The 16,627-nt window shown below is 29.5% G+C and carries 19 protein-coding genes; all 19 read right to left on the bottom strand.

The genetic code is table 11. The features are described 5' to 3' along the window. Positions 1–87: 87 nt before the first annotated feature. Positions 88–909 carry a sporulation transcription factor Spo0A gene (spo0A, locus tag KEC93_RS08730; protein ID WP_023974703.1) on the bottom strand — a complete coding sequence of 274 codons (822 nt, stop codon included), beginning with the start codon at positions 907–909 and terminating at the stop codon, positions 88–90. Positions 910–1,516: 607 nt separating this feature from the next. Then, on the bottom strand, positions 1,517–2,707 hold the full coding sequence (gene spoIVB / locus KEC93_RS08725) for a SpoIVB peptidase (protein ID WP_023974704.1): 1,191 nt from the start codon (positions 2,705–2,707) through the stop codon (positions 1,517–1,519). Between the two features lie 228 nt (positions 2,708–2,935). Next, positions 2,936–4,624 (bottom strand): DNA repair protein RecN, encoded by a 1,689-nt coding sequence (gene recN, locus KEC93_RS08720; protein ID WP_077868091.1) that lies wholly within the window; start codon positions 4,622–4,624, stop codon positions 2,936–2,938. A gap of 19 nt (positions 4,625–4,643) precedes the next feature. Beyond that, positions 4,644–5,096 (bottom strand): arginine repressor, encoded by a 453-nt coding sequence (locus tag KEC93_RS08715; RefSeq protein WP_011969033.1) that lies wholly within the window; start codon positions 5,094–5,096, stop codon positions 4,644–4,646. Next, entirely contained in the window at positions 5,093–5,947 is an 855-nt protein-coding gene (locus KEC93_RS08710; RefSeq protein ID WP_011969032.1) for an NAD(+)/NADH kinase, read from the bottom strand. Before KEC93_RS08710 ends, KEC93_RS08715 begins: the two co-directional genes overlap by 4 nt. 16 nt (positions 5,948–5,963) lie before the next feature. Continuing rightward, on the bottom strand, positions 5,964–6,773 hold the full coding sequence (locus KEC93_RS08705; protein ID WP_023974707.1) for a TlyA family RNA methyltransferase: 810 nt from the start codon (positions 6,771–6,773) through the stop codon (positions 5,964–5,966). Between the two features lie 12 nt (positions 6,774–6,785). After that, complete coding sequence (dxs, locus tag KEC93_RS08700) at positions 6,786–8,642, bottom strand: 1-deoxy-D-xylulose-5-phosphate synthase (RefSeq protein ID WP_039770546.1); 1,857 nt, start codon at positions 8,640–8,642, stop codon at positions 6,786–6,788. A 17-nt stretch (positions 8,643–8,659) separates the two neighbouring features. Continuing rightward, the gene (locus tag KEC93_RS08695; RefSeq protein WP_077868090.1) at positions 8,660–9,529 is read right to left on the bottom strand and encodes a polyprenyl synthetase family protein; all 870 of its coding nucleotides are present in this window, start codon (positions 9,527–9,529) and stop codon (positions 8,660–8,662) included. Further along, the gene (locus tag KEC93_RS08690; RefSeq protein WP_011969028.1) at positions 9,516–9,740 is read right to left on the bottom strand and encodes an exodeoxyribonuclease VII small subunit; all 225 of its coding nucleotides are present in this window, start codon (positions 9,738–9,740) and stop codon (positions 9,516–9,518) included. Before KEC93_RS08690 ends, KEC93_RS08695 begins: the two co-directional genes overlap by 14 nt. Before the next feature lie 12 nt (positions 9,741–9,752). Further along, positions 9,753–10,952: an exodeoxyribonuclease VII large subunit gene (gene xseA / locus KEC93_RS08685; RefSeq protein WP_077868089.1), complete on the bottom strand. Its 1,200-nt coding sequence runs from the start codon at positions 10,950–10,952 to the stop codon at positions 9,753–9,755. After that, the gene (locus KEC93_RS08680; protein ID WP_077868088.1) at positions 10,942–11,790 is read right to left on the bottom strand and encodes a bifunctional methylenetetrahydrofolate dehydrogenase/methenyltetrahydrofolate cyclohydrolase; all 849 of its coding nucleotides are present in this window, start codon (positions 11,788–11,790) and stop codon (positions 10,942–10,944) included. The genes xseA and KEC93_RS08680 overlap by 11 nt, the downstream gene beginning before the upstream one ends. 127 nt (positions 11,791–11,917) lie before the next feature. Beyond that, positions 11,918–12,319 (bottom strand): transcription antitermination factor NusB, encoded by a 402-nt coding sequence (gene nusB / locus KEC93_RS08675; protein ID WP_077868087.1) that lies wholly within the window; start codon positions 12,317–12,319, stop codon positions 11,918–11,920. A gap of 131 nt (positions 12,320–12,450) precedes the next feature. Next, on the bottom strand, positions 12,451–12,831 hold the full coding sequence (locus KEC93_RS08670) for an Asp23/Gls24 family envelope stress response protein (protein ID WP_011969024.1): 381 nt from the start codon (positions 12,829–12,831) through the stop codon (positions 12,451–12,453). 101 nt (positions 12,832–12,932) lie between these two features. Continuing rightward, on the bottom strand, positions 12,933–13,448 hold the full coding sequence (locus tag KEC93_RS08665; RefSeq protein WP_011969023.1) for a SpoIIIAH-like family protein: 516 nt from the start codon (positions 13,446–13,448) through the stop codon (positions 12,933–12,935). Positions 13,449–13,487: 39 nt separating this feature from the next. Next, positions 13,488–14,108, bottom strand: coding sequence for a stage III sporulation protein AG (spoIIIAG, locus tag KEC93_RS08660; protein WP_011969022.1), 621 nt, complete (start codon positions 14,106–14,108; stop codon positions 13,488–13,490). 11 nt (positions 14,109–14,119) lie between these two features. Further along, complete coding sequence (gene spoIIIAF / locus KEC93_RS08655; protein ID WP_077868086.1) at positions 14,120–14,719, bottom strand: stage III sporulation protein AF; 600 nt, start codon at positions 14,717–14,719, stop codon at positions 14,120–14,122. 6 nt (positions 14,720–14,725) lie between these two features. After that, positions 14,726–16,015: a stage III sporulation protein AE gene (gene spoIIIAE, locus KEC93_RS08650; protein ID WP_039770562.1), complete on the bottom strand. Its 1,290-nt coding sequence runs from the start codon at positions 16,013–16,015 to the stop codon at positions 14,726–14,728. A gap of 10 nt (positions 16,016–16,025) precedes the next feature. Beyond that, positions 16,026–16,409, bottom strand: a complete 384-nt coding sequence (spoIIIAD, locus tag KEC93_RS08645; RefSeq protein ID WP_011969019.1) for a stage III sporulation protein AD — start codon at positions 16,407–16,409, stop codon at positions 16,026–16,028. Positions 16,410–16,420: 11 nt separating this feature from the next. After that, positions 16,421–16,618, bottom strand: a complete 198-nt coding sequence (gene spoIIIAC, locus KEC93_RS08640) for a stage III sporulation protein AC (protein WP_011969018.1) — start codon at positions 16,616–16,618, stop codon at positions 16,421–16,423. Between the last annotated feature and the right edge of the window lie 9 nt (positions 16,619–16,627).

The raw sequence follows: 16,627 nt of genomic DNA, 5'->3' as shown, positions 1-16,627 counted from the left end.
ATGAAAAACTATTAGTTGCTATTAAAATATAGATGAAAGATATTTTCCATTACCTTCAACGTAGCTTTTCACATTACTTCAAGCCAATTAGCTAACTTTATTTTTAAGTCTTAATTTATCAGCTATTATAGCTATAAATTCACTATTTGTTGGCTTACCTTTATCATTATGCACTGTATATCCAAATAACCTGTTAATCGCTTCTATTTGACCTCTTCCCCATGCTACTTCTATTGCATGTCTTATTGCTCTTTCAACTCTTGAAGCTGTTGTATTGTACTTTTTAGCAATTGAAGGATATAACTCTTTAGTTACTGCTGATAATAATTCCATATCGTTTACTACCATTGTTATAGCTTCTCTCAAATACATGTAACCTTTAATATGAGCTGGTACTCCAACTTCATGTATTATATTAGTTATTTCCGTTTCTAAATCAATAGGCGCCTTTGCTTTATTTTCACTTGGAGTAGATATCATTGATGATGCATACGAATTTCTCATATTTGTTTCTTGAACTGCTGCAGAGCTATTAAACATTTCTCTGATTCTCTTTGTAAATACTTCCATGTCAAAAGGTTTTACAGTATAATAATCTGCACCAAGAGTTATTGCCTGTTGAGTAATCTTATCTTGGCCTACTGCTGATAATATTATTATTCTTGGAACCTTTTCCAATTGCATTGTATTTAATTTTTCTAAAACACCTAATCCATCTAAATGTGGCATAATTATATCAAGAATAACTAAATCAGGCTTTCTTTCTACTATTAACTCTAAAGCCTCTCTACCATCTTTTGCAATTCCTGTGACAACTATATCTTTTTGATTAAGTAGATAATCATTTAATATACTGCAAAATTCTTTGTTATCATCAGCAATTAGTACAGATATTTTTGAATCTTCCATATTTTTTCTCTCCTTTTGTCCATTCTTTTATTATGTTTGTATTTTAATATATTATTTAACCCCTATAACCATATCTTATTAAATAGTTCCATCATTGTACAATATAACACAATATATTACTTCTACAAATTATTGTAAGATCCTTGACATTAATAGGGTATGTACGTCTACATTTGCAATAGTAATTTTTCTATTAATATATTCCCTTTTACATAAATATCTCTTAAGTCCGATTAATATTACTTTATCATCTTCCACTATTTGTAAATTATACACTTTTTTTCTCAGAAAGTAAATAGGTTCTGACAAAATACTTTTAAAGTATTTTTTTAAGTAAAAATGTAACTATATATTTCCTAAATTCTCAATTATTAAGCGAATACATATTTATTATATAATTATATTTCTTTTTCTACAATCTATATCGAAATTATATATTAATAATTATTTTAAAATTATGTACTTTTATATAATATAACACCATAAATTAATACTATATTTCCCTATGTTTATTTTATATTCCATAAATTCAAATAACTTTATATCAGACTCAAAACAAAAGCAAATATAGGTAGCGATTTTTAAATACGCTACCTATCATTTGTTTTTATTTTATTATTCCTGCTTCTTGAAGCATCCACTCTATATAAATACCATATCCGGTATCAGGTTTATTTATTAGTACATGAGTGACCGCTCCAACTATTTTATCGTTTTGAATTATAGGACTTCCACTCATTCCCTGAACAATTCCACCTGTTTTTTGTAATAGCCTTGGATCAGTAATTTTTATTACCATGCTTTTCGATCCTGGAATAGATTGATTTAAAGTCTTTTCAATCTCAATATCGAATTCTTGTGGACCACTCTCATCTACTGTTGTAATTATTTTAGCTTTTCCTACAGATATATCATCCCTAAACCCAACTTTAAGAGGTTTAATTTTATTATTTAATACTTGAGTATTTTTGATTTCACCAAAAATTCCACTTTGCGTATTTTTTTCAATGTTTCCAGTTGGTGTCTCTTCGTTTAAAAAAATTCCTTTTAATTCACCTGGTGATCCTTTTTCTCCTTTTCTAACACTTATTATAGATGACTCTAATAAGTCTCCTTTCTTTACTAGAAATGGTTCATTTGTGTCTGCATCTGTTATCGGATGTCCTAATGCTCCGAACTTTTTAGTAGTTGGATCAAAAAAAGTCATTGTTCCCACTCCTGCAGTTGAGTCTCTTATCCATAATCCTATTTTATAATCTTTATTATTTTCTTTTTTTAGATGTATTGTTTTTGTGAGATTCTCACCATTTCTTAAAATATCAACCTTTATACTTTCATTATCACATTCTTTAATTGTTTTTAACAAATCCATGGAATTCTCCATATTTTCACCATTTACTCTTAGTATTACATCACCAATTTCAAGCCCAGCAGCCTTACCAGGACTTTCTTCTTTCTTATTATTGATTTCAATTTCAGAATATCCAACAATAATCACGCCTTCACTATTCACTCTAACTCCGACTGGATTTCCGCCTGGACATATCTCTAAATCTTTAATTTTTTGTACTTCGACAGCTTTCAGAGGAATCATTCCCAAAAATTTTATCTCATACTCATTATCGTTATTACCAATCTTACTTATGGTGTTTCCTATGGGTGCAATTGATTGTACTGTCTTTTCATCTCTTGTATAAATCTTACTTGGTAATTTCCTTATGCTCATCGTGGTAAATAAAATTAGAATAAGGATTGGAGTCATAATTAAACTAGTAGCACATAAAATTTTTCTCTTCATATTTCTCTCCTCCTTTACTTACTAAATTTAATTTTCCCACTGCACTCAAGTCTTATCCTATAAGAACTTTGTTATTGTAGTCAAAAAATTTAGCTTATACTAAATTTTAAAAGTATATAACTTTATTTCTTTTACTTTATATATAAATTTCCAAAATTATAAAAATAAAAAAATAAAACCATGCAATTACATGGTTTTATTTTTACCAATTTTATTTTCTATATGTATTTATTTTTGAATTTCTAGCTTTTTTAGTTCACTTAATTTTATCATTTCCTTAACATTATTTAATGTAGCTTCTGTTACATCGTCTCCTGCTAACATTTTACTTATCTCAAGTTCTTTTTCTTCCTTTTTTAAAACCTTTATCTTTGTAAATGTTTTGTTATCTTTAACTTTTTTCATAACAAAATAATGATGATCAGATAATACAGCAATCTGCGGCAAATGAGTTATGCATAAAACTTGATGCGTATCTGATAATTGATACATCTTTTCTCCAACTCTTTGTGCAACTGCTCCACTTATTCCTGTATCTATTTCGTCAAAAATTAATGTTGGTATTTCATCCTTCTCAGCAAAAACACATTTTAAAGCTAACATTATTCTTGACAGTTCTCCACCTGATAATACTTTTTCAAGCGGCATAAGTGGTTCTCCTGGATTTGTAGATATTAAAAAACTAACATCATCAAATCCCTTTTCATTAAACTCTTCTTGACGAACTATACTTATTTCCATTCTTGATTTTTCAAGACCAACAAACGTAAGTTCTCTTAATATTTTTTCTTCTAAGAATTTACTTTTTCTTACTCTTAGTTCATGAAGAATTAACGCTTCTTTTTCCATTTTAGATAGAATTTCTTTCTCTTTTTCCTTAAGACTTTCTATTATTTGTTCAGAATTTAATATTTCATTATATTCTTTTTTTATTTTTTCATAATAATCTAAGATCTCTGGAATTGTTGGCGCATATTTCTTCTTGTAAATATTTATTTCATAAATTCTAGCATTTACTTTCTCCAACGCATCTTGATCAAAAACAATCTCTTCTGCCATGTCACGGATCTCACGACTAGCTTCTTCTAAAGTATAAAATGCTTCTTCAATTAATTGCTTATTCTTCTTAATCTTTTCAAAATGATTTTCTACATTAGATAGTTCGTGCATTATCTTTGATATGGAATCAATCACATTTAACTCTTCGTTTCCACTAAGCATTCCATATGAGATAGATAAACTATTATTAATTTTTTCAGCATTTGCTAAAATATTATATTCTTCTTTTAAAGTTTCTTCTTCATCCTTTTTTAATTTAGCTTTCTCAATATCTTCAATTTGAAATTTAAGATAGTCTAGCAATTTTTCTCTATCTTGATTGCCACAAATCCTATTAATTTCTTCTCTTATTTTTATTAAATCTGCCCTTAAATCGCTAAATCTACCTATAGGATGTATCATCTCATCTCCTATAAATCCATCTAAATATGATATATGAGTATTTCTTTGTAGAAGTTCTTGATTAGCATGTTGTCCATGAATATCTAAAAGTTTTGCTCTAATTTTTCTAAGTTGTGAAGTAATTAAGCTTTTCCCATTTACCTTTATCAAGTTTTTCCCACTCGCATGACTTTCTCTCGAAATTATTAAGACATCTTCATACTCAATATCTAATTCTTCCAATACCTCAGAAACTTTTGATTTTTCTAATGAAAATAATGCCTCTACATATGTTCTATCTTCACCAGTTCTTATTAAATTTTTCGAGAACTTTCCACCAAGAACAAAGTCGATTGCATCTATCATGATGGACTTTCCTGCTCCAGTTTCTCCTGAAAGTATATTAAACCCTTCACTAAAATTTATCGTCATGTCTTCTATCAACGCAAAATTTTTGATATTTAATTGAATTAGCATTTCATCCCACCCTTAATATTTATGATGACATTCTTTTTCTTATTTTATCAACCAAATCTTCAGCACTTTCCAAACTTCTAACTAAAATGAAAATAGTATTATCTCCTGCTACTGTTCCTGCAATATCCGCACTTTCCAAATTATCAATAGCTTCAGCTGTAATTGGTGCCGACCCTGTTATAGTTTTTATTACAACCATTTTATCTACATTTTCTACTGAAAGCACTGTATTAGCTAAAATATTGCTTAATCTATCAATGATATTTTTTTGTTCTCCTGTAGACACAGCATATTTAGATTTACCATTAGTCGATTGCATTTTTATTAACTTTAAATTCTTTATATCTCTAGATACAGTCGCTTGTGTGACATCAAATCCTTCTTTTTTTAATGCATCTGCCAACTCTTCTTGTGTCTCTATTTCTCTTGAGCCTATGATTTCTAATATTTTAGTATGCCTTTTTGATTTCAAAGTTTCTCACCATCACATTCTTTAGAATTATTCAAAATCTTACTTCTCAAGACTTTAAAATAATCATAATCATCAAATACAAGTAATTTTACACTTTTTTTATTTTTACTTACCTTTACCGAAGTTTCATGATTAATTTTAATAGCCTTTTGACCATCTACAGTCAAATAAATTTTTTCTTCTTCATGGTCCGCATATATATCTATAACACTGTCTCCTTTTAATACGATAGTTTGCATACTTTTAGTATGAGGACATATAGGAGTTATTGTTATAAGTTCTAAATCCGGATATATAAATGGTCCTCCTGCTGAAAATGAGTATGCTGTAGATCCAGTAGGTGTTGCTATAATAAGTCCATCACCTTTGAATGTAGAATATATCTTTCCATCTACAAATATCGTAAATTTCACCATTCTTGAAAGAGTTCCTCTAGCCAGTACCACATCATTTAAAGCCTTAAGTTCTTCTTTATTTTCATCTGATTCAACTTTACAATTTAACATCATTCTGTCAACAAATTTATATTTCCCGTCTTTTAATTTTTCAAGAGCAATATCAATATCTGATATATCTACACTTGACAAAAATCCTAAATTGCCTATATTAATCCCTAAGATAGGTGAATTAAAACTATCATTTAAAGATCTAGCTATTCCAAGGAGTGTACCATCTCCACCCAATACGATAAGTAAATCAATATCTGCTAAATTCTGCTCTTCTATATCGAATGAATTAAAAACTTCAATATTTTTCAAGTTAAACTTTTCCTTAAATTTTTTTACAACCATATTCAATATTCTATTATCTACATCTTTTGATGGATTAATTGCAATCCCAATATTATTCATAGCCCCTCCAAGGAAGTTAAATTTCTATGTGTGAATTTTCAACAACTTCATCTATATCATCTTTTCCAAAATCACTCTTTTTATTTTTATCCTTTGTAAAATACACTAAATATTCTCTATTTCCTTCTGGCCCTTTAATAGGAGAAAAACTCACACCTAAAACATTTAAGTTTTGCTGTAATAAAAAGTCTACAATATCATGCACTACTTCTTTATGTGTGCTTATCTCTCTTACAACGCCTTTTTTTCCTACTTTCTCGCGTCCAGCTTCAAATTGAGGCTTTATAAGTGCAACAACTTCTCCATCATCTTTTAGCAAATTTATTGTCGCAGGCATTATTTTTTTTAATGATATAAAAGATACATCTATAGATGCAAAGTCCAAAGGTTCTCCTATATCTTCTAGAGTAACATATCTTATATTTGTTCTTTCCATACAAACTACTCTTTCGTCAGTTCTAAGTTTCCATGCAAACTGTCCATACCCAACATCTACAGAAAACACTTTAGAAGCACCGTTTTGAAGCATGCAATCAGTGAATCCGCCTGTGGATGCCCCTATATCCATACACACTTTATTCTCTAATGATATGCTATAAGTTTTCATTGCTTTTTCTAATTTAAGTCCACCTCTGCTAACATACTTAAGTGTTTCTCCTCGATATTCAATATTAGCATTAGAACTTACTTTCTCACCAGCCTTATCTACTTTCTGGCCATCAACATAAACTTTACCTTCCATTATACAAGCTTTTGCTTTTTCTCTAGAATTAATTATGCCCTTTTCTACTAAAAGTAAATCAAGTCTTTCTTTTTTTTCCGCCATTTGTTTCTCCTTTTAATCATAAAGCTTCATAACAATCTTGCTTATATTCTCGTAATCTAATTTATATGTTTTGTACAAGATTTCTACATTTCCCTGAGGAATAAATTCATCATCATATCCAAGTGATCTAATAGTTCCTTTATAATCTATTTCACTTAAATAATCTTTTACAGCTGAACCTAACCCGCCTTTTAAAATGTTATCCTCTATTGTTAAAATATTATATCCTTCTTTTTTTATATTTTCTAGTAATTTTTTATCAATTGGCTTAACAAATGTTGCATTAATAACCGTTGGATTTAATCCTTTCTCATATAGGAATTCTTTTGCAAGCATTGCATGTTGAACCATCCTGCCAGTTGCAATAATACAAACCTTAGAACCTCTATTTACTATTTCCCATTGTCCTTCTACCACCTCTTTAATTGGTGAAAGAGTATCAATTATGTTTCCACCCTTTGGATATCTTATTGCAACTGGCGCATTTTTGTTAATTGCCCACTTTAATAAAACATCAACTTCTTCTAGACATTTTGGTACAACTATATGTATATTAGGGATCATAGATAAATAGGATAAATCATTAATGCCTTGATGAGTTTCACCGTCTTCTCCAACTATTCCCGCTCTATCTATCGCAAATACTACTGGAAGATTTTGAATGCAAACATCATGCAATACCTGGTCAAACGCCCTTTGTAGAAATGTTGAATAAACTGCGAAAACAGGTTTTAAACCGTTACTCGCCATCCCAGCTGCAAGAGTAACTGCATGTTCTTCTGCTATTCCCACATCAAAGAATCTATCTCTAAATTTCTGTGAAAAGCACTTAAGTCCTGTACCTTCTGGCATAGCTGCTGTAATTGCAACTATTTTTTCATCTTGAGCTCCAAGATTTACTAGTGCCTTTCCAAATGCCTTTGAATAGCTATTCTTTGGTGATGCATTTGATTCACCGCTTTCTAAATTAAATGCTCCTACCGCATGGTACTTACTTGGACTTTCTTCTGCTAGCGCATAACCTTTTCCTTTTTGAGTTAAAATATGTATTATTACTGGTTCGTTTATTTCTTTTGCTTTTATAAACACCTCTGTCATTGCATCGATATCATGCCCATCAATTGGTCCAATATATTTTACCCCCATGTTTTCAAAAAACATAGATGGAACTATTAATTGCTTTATGCTATCTTTAACTTTAGATATTTTTCCCGCTATATTTTTACCTAGATTTGAGTTATCTAAAGATGCATGAATATCAGTCTTTAACTTATTGTATACTGGAGCTATTCTAAGTTTATTTAAATATCGTGATAATCCTCCGACATTTGTTGAAATTGACATCTGGTTATCATTTAATATAATTATTAATTTTGTTTTTCTAAACCCAACATCATTTAGAGCCTCGATTGCCATTCCACCTGTTAGCGCACCATCACCTATAACAGAGATAACATTATATTTTTCTTTCTTTAAATCTCTTGCCCTTGCAATTCCAAGAGCTGCTGATATTGAAGTACTACTATGGCCTGTGTCAAAATAATCATATTTACTTTCATTTCTCTTAGGAAATCCACTTATTCCATCGTATTTCCTAAGCTTTTTAAACCCTTCTTTTCTTCCAGTCAAAATTTTGTAAATATAACTCTGATGTCCTACATCCCATACTATTTTATCTTTATCAAAACTAAAGGCTTTAAATAAACTTAATGTTAATTCAACAACCCCTAAATTAGATGCTAAATGGCCACCAGTTTTAGAGACACTATCTATTAAAAATTTTCTAATCTCACTACTTAAAACTTTATAATCTTCTTCATTAAGCTTTTTTAAATCTTCTGGAAAATTTAATTTATCCAGTAAGTTCATAACAATCATTCCCTCTATTAATTTTCTCTATTTAAAAGAGTATATGTAAGTTCAACTAAGCAATCTGAATTAACACTCAAACTGTTAAGAATAGATATGCATTCTTTAGTTAAAGTTTCGCATAATTCTTTGCACTTATCTAATCCAAAGACCGATATAAAATTTGTTTTATTATGTTCTTCATCTGCATGTATATTTTTACCTAATATATTACTATCTCCAATAACATCTAATATATCATCTTTTATTTGAAAAACAAGCCCTAGCTTTTCACCATATTCCCTTAATAATCTCAAATCATCTTCAGGCGCTTCAGCTAAAATTGCTCCTGAAACTATTGCCGCTCTAATAAGTGCACCTGTTTTTTTAGCATGCATATATTCTAGCTCATCTTTTGATATCTTCTTTCCTTCTGAAATAATATCTACTACTTGACCGCCTATCATACCTTCTGCGCCTGCCGCAACTGCTATCTCATGTGCTGCTCTTAAAGCATTGTTTTCACTTTTTATCGCATAATCCATCATTATTATCATAGCTTCATTTAATAAAGCATCTCCTGCAAGAACTGCTATATTTTCCTGAAATTTAATATGATTTGTTGGTTTTCCTCTTCTTAAATCGTCATTATCCATACAAGGAAGGTCATCGTGAATTAATGAATATGTATGAATCATTTCCATAGCAGCCGCCATTGGTATAACTTTCCTATAATCTTCTTTGTATATATAATAAGTTAGCGAAAGCAATATTGGTCGTATTCTTTTTCCACCTATATTCAAACTATAGCTACATGAATCATATATAATTCTATTAAAACTTCCTTTTTCACTGAAGTAATTTTCCAAATATTCATTAATATCTTTTTTTAAATTATTTATCTCCATAATCTTCACTAAACTCCAATTCTTTATCATCTTTAATTATAGAAATTTTAGCTTCATAGGAATCTAAAATCTTATAAATCTTATTTACAAGTTTAACACCTTCTTCATAAGATTTCATAGATTCCTCAAGATTCAAGTCATCTGTTTCTAAATTGCTTAATATATCTTGAAGTTTAGTTAACATTTCTTCATAACTCTCTTTTTTAGCCATATCTCAAACTCCTCATTTTGATGGTATGAATTTTCCTTCTATATTGCCATCTTTAAGAATAACTTCTATATTTTTATCTTCATTTAGCTGTTCTTTCGATGTAATAATATTATTTTCATTATCTTTTATTATAGCATATCCTTTTGAAATTACCTTAATTGGATTATGAGCAAAAAGCAAATTATTTAAATTTTCTACTTTGTTCTTTTCTCCTTTAATTTTCGTTCTCATTGCAAAATTCAACCTATCTTGTAATCTATCCACTTCTAAATATGAATTAGATATTTTAGCCATCGGAGAATGAACCTTTAAAATTCTTTGAGCTCCTGATAAATTATTTCTACAAGTATCTAATCTATCACTTATATACTTATCTAAATTCTTTGAAATATCTAGTAATCTATCTTTTATATTATCACTAAGTGGAACAGCAATCTCAGCTCCTTGAGAAGGTGTTGCTGCCCTGACATCTGCTACAAAATCACAAATCGTAAAATCTATCTCATGCCCTACTGCTGAAATTATGGGTATTTTAGATTTGAAAATCGCCTTAGCCAACTCCTCTTCATTAAAATTCCATAATTCCTCTATGGAACCTCCGCCTCTGCCTACTATAATTATATCTACTGATTTCTTTCTATTAAAATAACTAATTCCAGAAATGATATCCTTGTAGGCACCTGCACCTTGTACTTTTGCCGGATATAGCACTACATCCACAAGACTGCTTCTTCTAGTTGAAACATTTATAATATCTCTTATTGCCGCTCCTGTTGGCGATGTAACTATTCCTATTCTCTGAGGATACTTTGGTAATTCCTTTTTATATGCTTCATCAAAATATCCTTCTTTAGATAGTTTTTCTTTAAGTTTCTCAAATTTAATGAATAAATCTCCTAAGCCTTCTTTTCTTATCTCATCACAATAAAGTTGGAAGCTTCCAGTGGCAGGGTATATTGATGCCCTACCTTTAATAATAACTTCCATTCCTTCTTCTAATGGAAAATCTAATAGTACTGCATTATTTTTAAACATAACGCAATTTATCCTGCCACTACTATCTTTAAGTGTAAAGTAAATATGACCACTACTATGATACTTCAAATTAGAAATCTCCCCTTTTACAGAGAGATTACTTAAGATAAAATCATTGTCTAACATTCTTTTTATATAATTTGTGACCTCTGAAACAGTTAAAGTCTTAATATTCATTTTCCTGTAAAGCCTCACATGCATTTTTTATTAATAAAGTAGTTGTTAACGAGCCAACTCCACCTGGAACTGGAGTTAAGTATCTACATTTATCTATTACCTTATCAAAATTTACATCTCCAGTTATTTTACCCTCAAAAGATGATGTTCCAACATCTATTACAATCGCATTTTCATTTACGTATGTATCATCAATGAATTTTGGTCTTCCTATAGCTACTACCAAAATATCTGCATTCTTGCAAACTTCTCTTAGATTCTTAGTTTTTGAATGACAAATTGTAACTGTTGCATTTTCATTCAATAAAAGCTGAGCTACTGGCTTTCCAACTATGTTGCTTCTTCCAAGGACTACAACATTCTTCCCTACAATATCTATGTTTAGACTTTTAATTAAGGTAATTACTGAATTAGGTGTACAAGGTAAAAATTTTGGCTCTCCCATATATAGTTTTCCTTGACTCTCAAATGTAAGACAATCAATATCCTTATTAGGAGATATTTGCTTGATAATTTTCTTTTCATCAAAATTATTCGGAAGTGGCAACTGTAGAATAATTCCATGAATATTATTATCTTCATTTAATTTATGTATTTCTGCTATAACATCTTCGTCATTGCAAGTTTCTGGTAAAGTTAATTTTAGAAACTCAACTCCAAGAGAATTAGCTACTTTCTCTTGACTGCCCATATAATAAATAGATCCACCATCATTTCCAACTAATATTGATGCAATTTTAGGAACTTGAAGATTTTTTTCTTTTCTATTATTAACAAAATTTTTTATTTCTTCTTTCACTTTTAATGCAACTTCTTTACCATTAATAATTTGCCCCATTTTATCATTCTACCTACTTTCACTTTGTAATCCTATTTTATATAATTTTAAGTATCTTTATTGCAAATATTCTAAACATAATTAAATTATAAATCATGTATATTTAAAATGTATTAGTATATAAAAATTAGTCCTGCTTAATCTTATCTAGTACTCCGTTTATAAACGATACACTTTTTTCATCTGAATATCTTCTTGTAATTTCTAAAGCTTCGTTGATTGCAACACCTCTTGGTACTTCCTTATCATATAATAATTCGTATGTTGCAATTCTTAAAATGCTTAAATTAACTTTAGATATTCTTTCAATTTTCCAGTTATGTAAATTCTCTTGTATAACTTTGTCAATTGCTTCTTTATTATTGCTTACACCAATTAACACTTGTTTTACATATGTTAAGTCAATCTCTTTTATATCCCCTTCATAATTCTCTACAAATGCTTCCACTGCATCTTCCATTGTATCTTTGCTCAAAGTCATTCCAAATAGTAACTCCATAGCCTTTTCCCTTGATAATTTTCTGTTCATATATTCCTCCTAAATATGTATCATAGTTAATTATGTACATTTATCATTATACACACTTTTGCTTTCTTTTAAACCTTGGTTAATTTCAGCATAGAAACACCCTCTGAAAGCTTCAGAGGGTGAAAATCAAACTAGTTAGATTCACTTTCTTCCTTTTTTGATATATAAATATTCTGAACATAGATATTAACGGCTTCAACATATAGTCCCGTCATAGCTTCCACGGTTTTCTTAACATTATCTTGCACCTGAGGCACAACTTCCATTATTTTTTTACCATATTCAACTGATACGTTCATATCTATAATTGCTTTATCTTCTTCTAGAGTAACTTTACTTGCTTTAGCGGTGTTCTTTTTACCTTTAAATATGTTTGTTAAGTTGTTTGCAACACCCATTTGAGCATCTAATATTCCATCAATCTCCTGAGCAGCAATTCCTGCAATAACGCTTACTACCTCATCAGAAATTTTAACTACTCCGATATTTTCTTCTCTAACTAAATCTTCCATGTTACTTTAACCTCCTAGGTTTTGTGATAACAAAACATGATAATCTTGTGTTCATTATATCAAATATAATTTAACATTACAAATATATTATGGTTTTTATACTATTTTTGTACTTGTATTATTACGTCTTTAATTTTTGATATCTCTTGAACTATTTCTTGTATAGCCACAGTTTCACTTTCTTGAAGTTCATTAGGTGATTTAACAATTACTGTTGCTTTATCTGATTGTAACATACATAAAGCATCCTCATAACCTTTATTTTTGATACTTAATTCTATTCTTCCTTCACTATCTTTTGTCATTGTTTTTTGTGTTAACTCTTTTGTTGCTTGATCCTTTTGCTCCTTTGATGTATTTGCATCTGAAATTATTGAATTTAAAGTTTGTATTGTAGTTGAATCCTGTTGATCTCTTTCGCTTCGCGCATCATAAAAATAATTTTGTTGACTTAAAGCCTGTGTATCTTGTTCAGTTTTTGATTGATCAGTAGATAAAACCTGGCTTAAATCTGTTGGATCATTTAGCCCTCCGTTATTAAGTTTTGCTGCTAGCATTCCTACACATAATATTAATGCTAATAATGTAAATATAATCCCACATTGTTTCTTTGTCATAATATTCTTCCTCCCATTCTTTTTCTATAAAATTATATGCTACTTCTTCATGCTATATACATTAACCTTATCTAAACTTAAGTTATATAGTTTTGACACAGCTTGTTCTATTCCATATTTTATCTTGCTATTGTCAGCACCTTCTGCAAGTATTATTATCCCAGTAATTTTAGGCTTATAGGTTTTCAAAATAAATGGTTCATTATTCCCATCAGATGTTGTCATTACAGTTTTTGACGTATCTGTGTCTTGATTTGTAACTCTTTTTCCACCCTCGGTATCATTTTCCTCTGTAGTTGACTTTTGATTATTATTATCATACGCCGGAACTTTTTCTCCCCCATTTTCAAAAGACATCATTACCTCAACATCACCAACTCCATTCATTTTCTTTAATATGTTTTTTAAATCATTTTTTTGTTTTTCTTCATAATTTTTTTCATCTGATTCATTATTTATTTTAGTATCATCTACATTTTCTGCATTTGTTTTAGCTGCGGTAGATGATAGTTTATTGCTGCTAAAATTATTGTTGCCAGATGAAAATACATTCATAGCAATAAGTATAAATGCAAGTATTATACAAACTGCTATAAGACTTTTCATCTTTTTCTGCTCTAGTATTTTGCTAAATTCTTTTTTAAATTTATCTTTATCCATATATATACCTCCTACTCCTCTAATCCATATACTTCTATTTTCTCCTTTGGAATGTTTAATTCATTGCTTGCAAAATCAGCTATTTCACTATATTCCGCATTTTTTCCTTCGTTATTTTCATCTGCACCTTTGCTTATTACTATTTTTTTTATTTTATTTATTTTATTACTACTTACACCTATCCTAAGTTTCTTTACATTTATAGCTACTTTACTAAAATCCACATCACAATCAACTTCGCTCTTAAAGTTCATCTCTTTGAAATTATTTTTTAAAATGTTATCACAATTTTTATTAAAGTTGGCTACAAATGCTTTTTTTCTCTCATCATCTGTATTACTTTTGCTTAATGTATTTATACTTTCAAAATTAGCTGTATCTCTATCTTTTGAAAATGCTTGTTCATAATTATTAATTACATCTGTAAAGTTTTTTTCTCCACCTTCTACAATTTGCAATATTGGATTTAATATAATTGTTATTAGTATTAATCCCAAGACAAATTTTATATATTTCTTCATCTTACTAGGAGCAATCATCTCTACAGCGCTCATAAATATAAGAACAGTCACAAGGGTAATTACAAATTTTTTTAAAGCTTCCATAAACATATTATTTTATCCTCCAACTATAAACCTACCAGTGGATGCCATGATACCTATTAATATAAAAAACATAAAGCTTACAGTTAATACACATGATATTATAAGCATCATGGAACTTCCCGCTGCCTCCAATGACTTCGTTATTCTAGAATCGCTTATTGGTTCTATTAATGCCGCTGATAATTTATATATAAACTCTATAAGAACTAACTTAATAAGGGGGTGTAAGAGAATTAAGATAATTACAACTAACCCTATTGAACTTATAGCGTTTTTTATTATAAGTGAATATCCAGCAACAGAAGTAATCGCATCCGAAAAGGCTTTTCCAACAATAGGAATAAAGTTGTCTACAGCGAATTTTGCCGTCTTTAGTGTTACTGCATCAATCGTAGTTGATGTAATCCCTCTAATCGTTAATAATCCTATAAAAATTGTTACTATGATTCCCTGAAACCATATGATGATTTGCTTAAACAACTTACACAAATTATTTATTTTATGCTCTGCTGATATGTTATTCGCAAATTCTAATACAAATCCCATTAATATCATTGGAATTATCACATTGGAATAAACTTTAGGTATAAATACAACTGCACCAAGTACTATAGGATCTAATGTAGTAGCCGCTGCTATTCCTCCAGCAAGAGAAATCATAGTCACAAGAATAGGGAGAAGCGCACTCATAAAATCTGAAATATTATTTATTACATCTTTAGCAACTGAAATTGAAATTATAAAACTCTTTGATAACACCATTATTATTAAGGCGTAGCATGCATAAAATGCTACTTGGGATATACTTTCACCTGAAAATGCATCTTGTAGATTTTTTAGTAGTGAACATATTATTGCTATTGTAACTATTGATATTACTAAAGATAATACACTTTTCACTTCTTTAAATATTATGCTTAATGCTGCTTTTAGAAGTGTATCAATTGAAAGATTCCCTTTACCTTCTTTGATATAAGTTTTGACATATTCAACTGGATTTAAATTATTCATGAGCTCAACATCTGTTTTCATTTTGCTTATATATTCATATAGCGAATTAATTTCTTCTTTCGCACTTCCCCCTAATTCATCTATGTTAACTTCATTTTCAGAAGATTGTTTACTTTTATTCTTATCATAAAAGTTTGTGTTATTACCTGTTTCAATATCAACTTTATTATTTACTTCTGCCGCATAAATAGTTCTCGATTCAATAAAAGAATCACCTGTCACAGCCGAAATAAATATGTTAATCATAAGGCTCATTAATACTATAAACGTAACTCTTTTTATCATCTTCATATATAAACACCTACATTATCTGCAATATAGAATTTAATACTGCCATAAGTATCGGAATTGCTAGTACTAAAATCATTATTTTACCTGATAAATCTATTTGAGTCGCAAGGCTATCGGCATTAGCATCCTTACATAATGCACTTGAAAATGATGCTATATATGCTATAGCCAAAATCTTGAGTACTATTCCAATATAGACCATATCAATATTGGCTTTATCTGCAATTTCTTTTACAAAGTCTATCACTTGTCTAAGTGGCTCTATCATAATAAGAAGAATTAATGCACCCGCAGTTAGAACAAGGAATGTATTTAATTCATTTTTAGATTGCTTGAATAATAGCATAATAAATAATGTTATAAACGCTATGCCTACAATTTTTACTATTAACATAATCTGCATCCCTACATTACAAACATAGTTTTAACAGTACTAAATAAATCCCCTATGATCGAAACTATCATAAGCAGAATTATTACAACTCCTGCAATATTTGTTATAGCTGCAATCTCACCTTTTCCACTGCTAGTAAGAACCTTATCTAATACTACTAAAAGTATCCCAGCTCCTCCAATTTTAAAAAGTATAGTTATATCATGCATTTATCTTCC

Source organism: Clostridium beijerinckii (assembly GCF_018223745.1).
GTDB lineage: Bacteria > Bacillota > Clostridia > Clostridiales > Clostridiaceae > Clostridium > Clostridium beijerinckii.
The sequence above is the reverse complement of the archived record's forward strand: the minus strand, read 5'-3'. Positions and strand labels throughout refer to the sequence as shown.

What these genes read in the sequence shown, in the direction of transcription:
- dxs (WP_039770546.1), bottom strand. Translation starts at nt 8,642, where the DNA reads ATGAACTTACTGGATAAATTAAATTTTCCAGAAGATTTAAAAAAGCTT.
- KEC93_RS08665 (WP_011969023.1), bottom strand. Translation starts at nt 13,448, where the DNA reads ATGACAAAGAAACAATGTGGGATTATATTTACATTATTAGCATTAATA.
- spoIIIAD (WP_011969019.1), bottom strand. Translation starts at nt 16,409, where the DNA reads ATGTTAATAGTAAAAATTGTAGGCATAGCGTTTATAACATTATTTATT.
- xseA (WP_077868089.1), bottom strand. Translation starts at nt 10,952, where the DNA reads ATGAATATTAAGACTTTAACTGTTTCAGAGGTCACAAATTATATAAAA.
- spoIIIAC (WP_011969018.1), bottom strand. Translation starts at nt 16,618, where the DNA reads ATGCATGATATAACTATACTTTTTAAAATTGGAGGAGCTGGGATACTT.
- KEC93_RS08695 (WP_077868090.1), bottom strand. Translation starts at nt 9,529, where the DNA reads ATGGAGATAAATAATTTAAAAAAAGATATTAATGAATATTTGGAAAAT.
- spoIIIAF (WP_077868086.1), bottom strand. Translation starts at nt 14,719, where the DNA reads ATGTTTATGGAAGCTTTAAAAAAATTTGTAATTACCCTTGTGACTGTT.
- KEC93_RS08680 (WP_077868088.1), bottom strand. Translation starts at nt 11,790, where the DNA reads ATGGGGCAAATTATTAATGGTAAAGAAGTTGCATTAAAAGTGAAAGAA.
- nusB (WP_077868087.1), bottom strand. Translation starts at nt 12,319, where the DNA reads ATGAACAGAAAATTATCAAGGGAAAAGGCTATGGAGTTACTATTTGGA.
- spoIIIAE (WP_039770562.1), bottom strand. Translation starts at nt 16,015, where the DNA reads ATGAAGATGATAAAAAGAGTTACGTTTATAGTATTAATGAGCCTTATG.
- recN (WP_077868091.1), bottom strand. Translation starts at nt 4,624, where the DNA reads ATGCTAATTCAATTAAATATCAAAAATTTTGCGTTGATAGAAGACATG.
- spoIIIAG (WP_011969022.1), bottom strand. Translation starts at nt 14,108, where the DNA reads ATGGATAAAGATAAATTTAAAAAAGAATTTAGCAAAATACTAGAGCAG.
- spo0A (WP_023974703.1), bottom strand. Translation starts at nt 909, where the DNA reads ATGGAAGATTCAAAAATATCTGTACTAATTGCTGATGATAACAAAGAA.
- KEC93_RS08710 (WP_011969032.1), bottom strand. Translation starts at nt 5,947, where the DNA reads ATGAATAATATTGGGATTGCAATTAATCCATCAAAAGATGTAGATAAT.
- KEC93_RS08670 (WP_011969024.1), bottom strand. Translation starts at nt 12,831, where the DNA reads ATGGAAGATTTAGTTAGAGAAGAAAATATCGGAGTAGTTAAAATTTCT.
- spoIVB (WP_023974704.1), bottom strand. Translation starts at nt 2,707, where the DNA reads ATGAAGAGAAAAATTTTATGTGCTACTAGTTTAATTATGACTCCAATC.
- KEC93_RS08690 (WP_011969028.1), bottom strand. Translation starts at nt 9,740, where the DNA reads ATGGCTAAAAAAGAGAGTTATGAAGAAATGTTAACTAAACTTCAAGAT.
- KEC93_RS08705 (WP_023974707.1), bottom strand. Translation starts at nt 6,773, where the DNA reads ATGGCGGAAAAAAAAGAAAGACTTGATTTACTTTTAGTAGAAAAGGGC.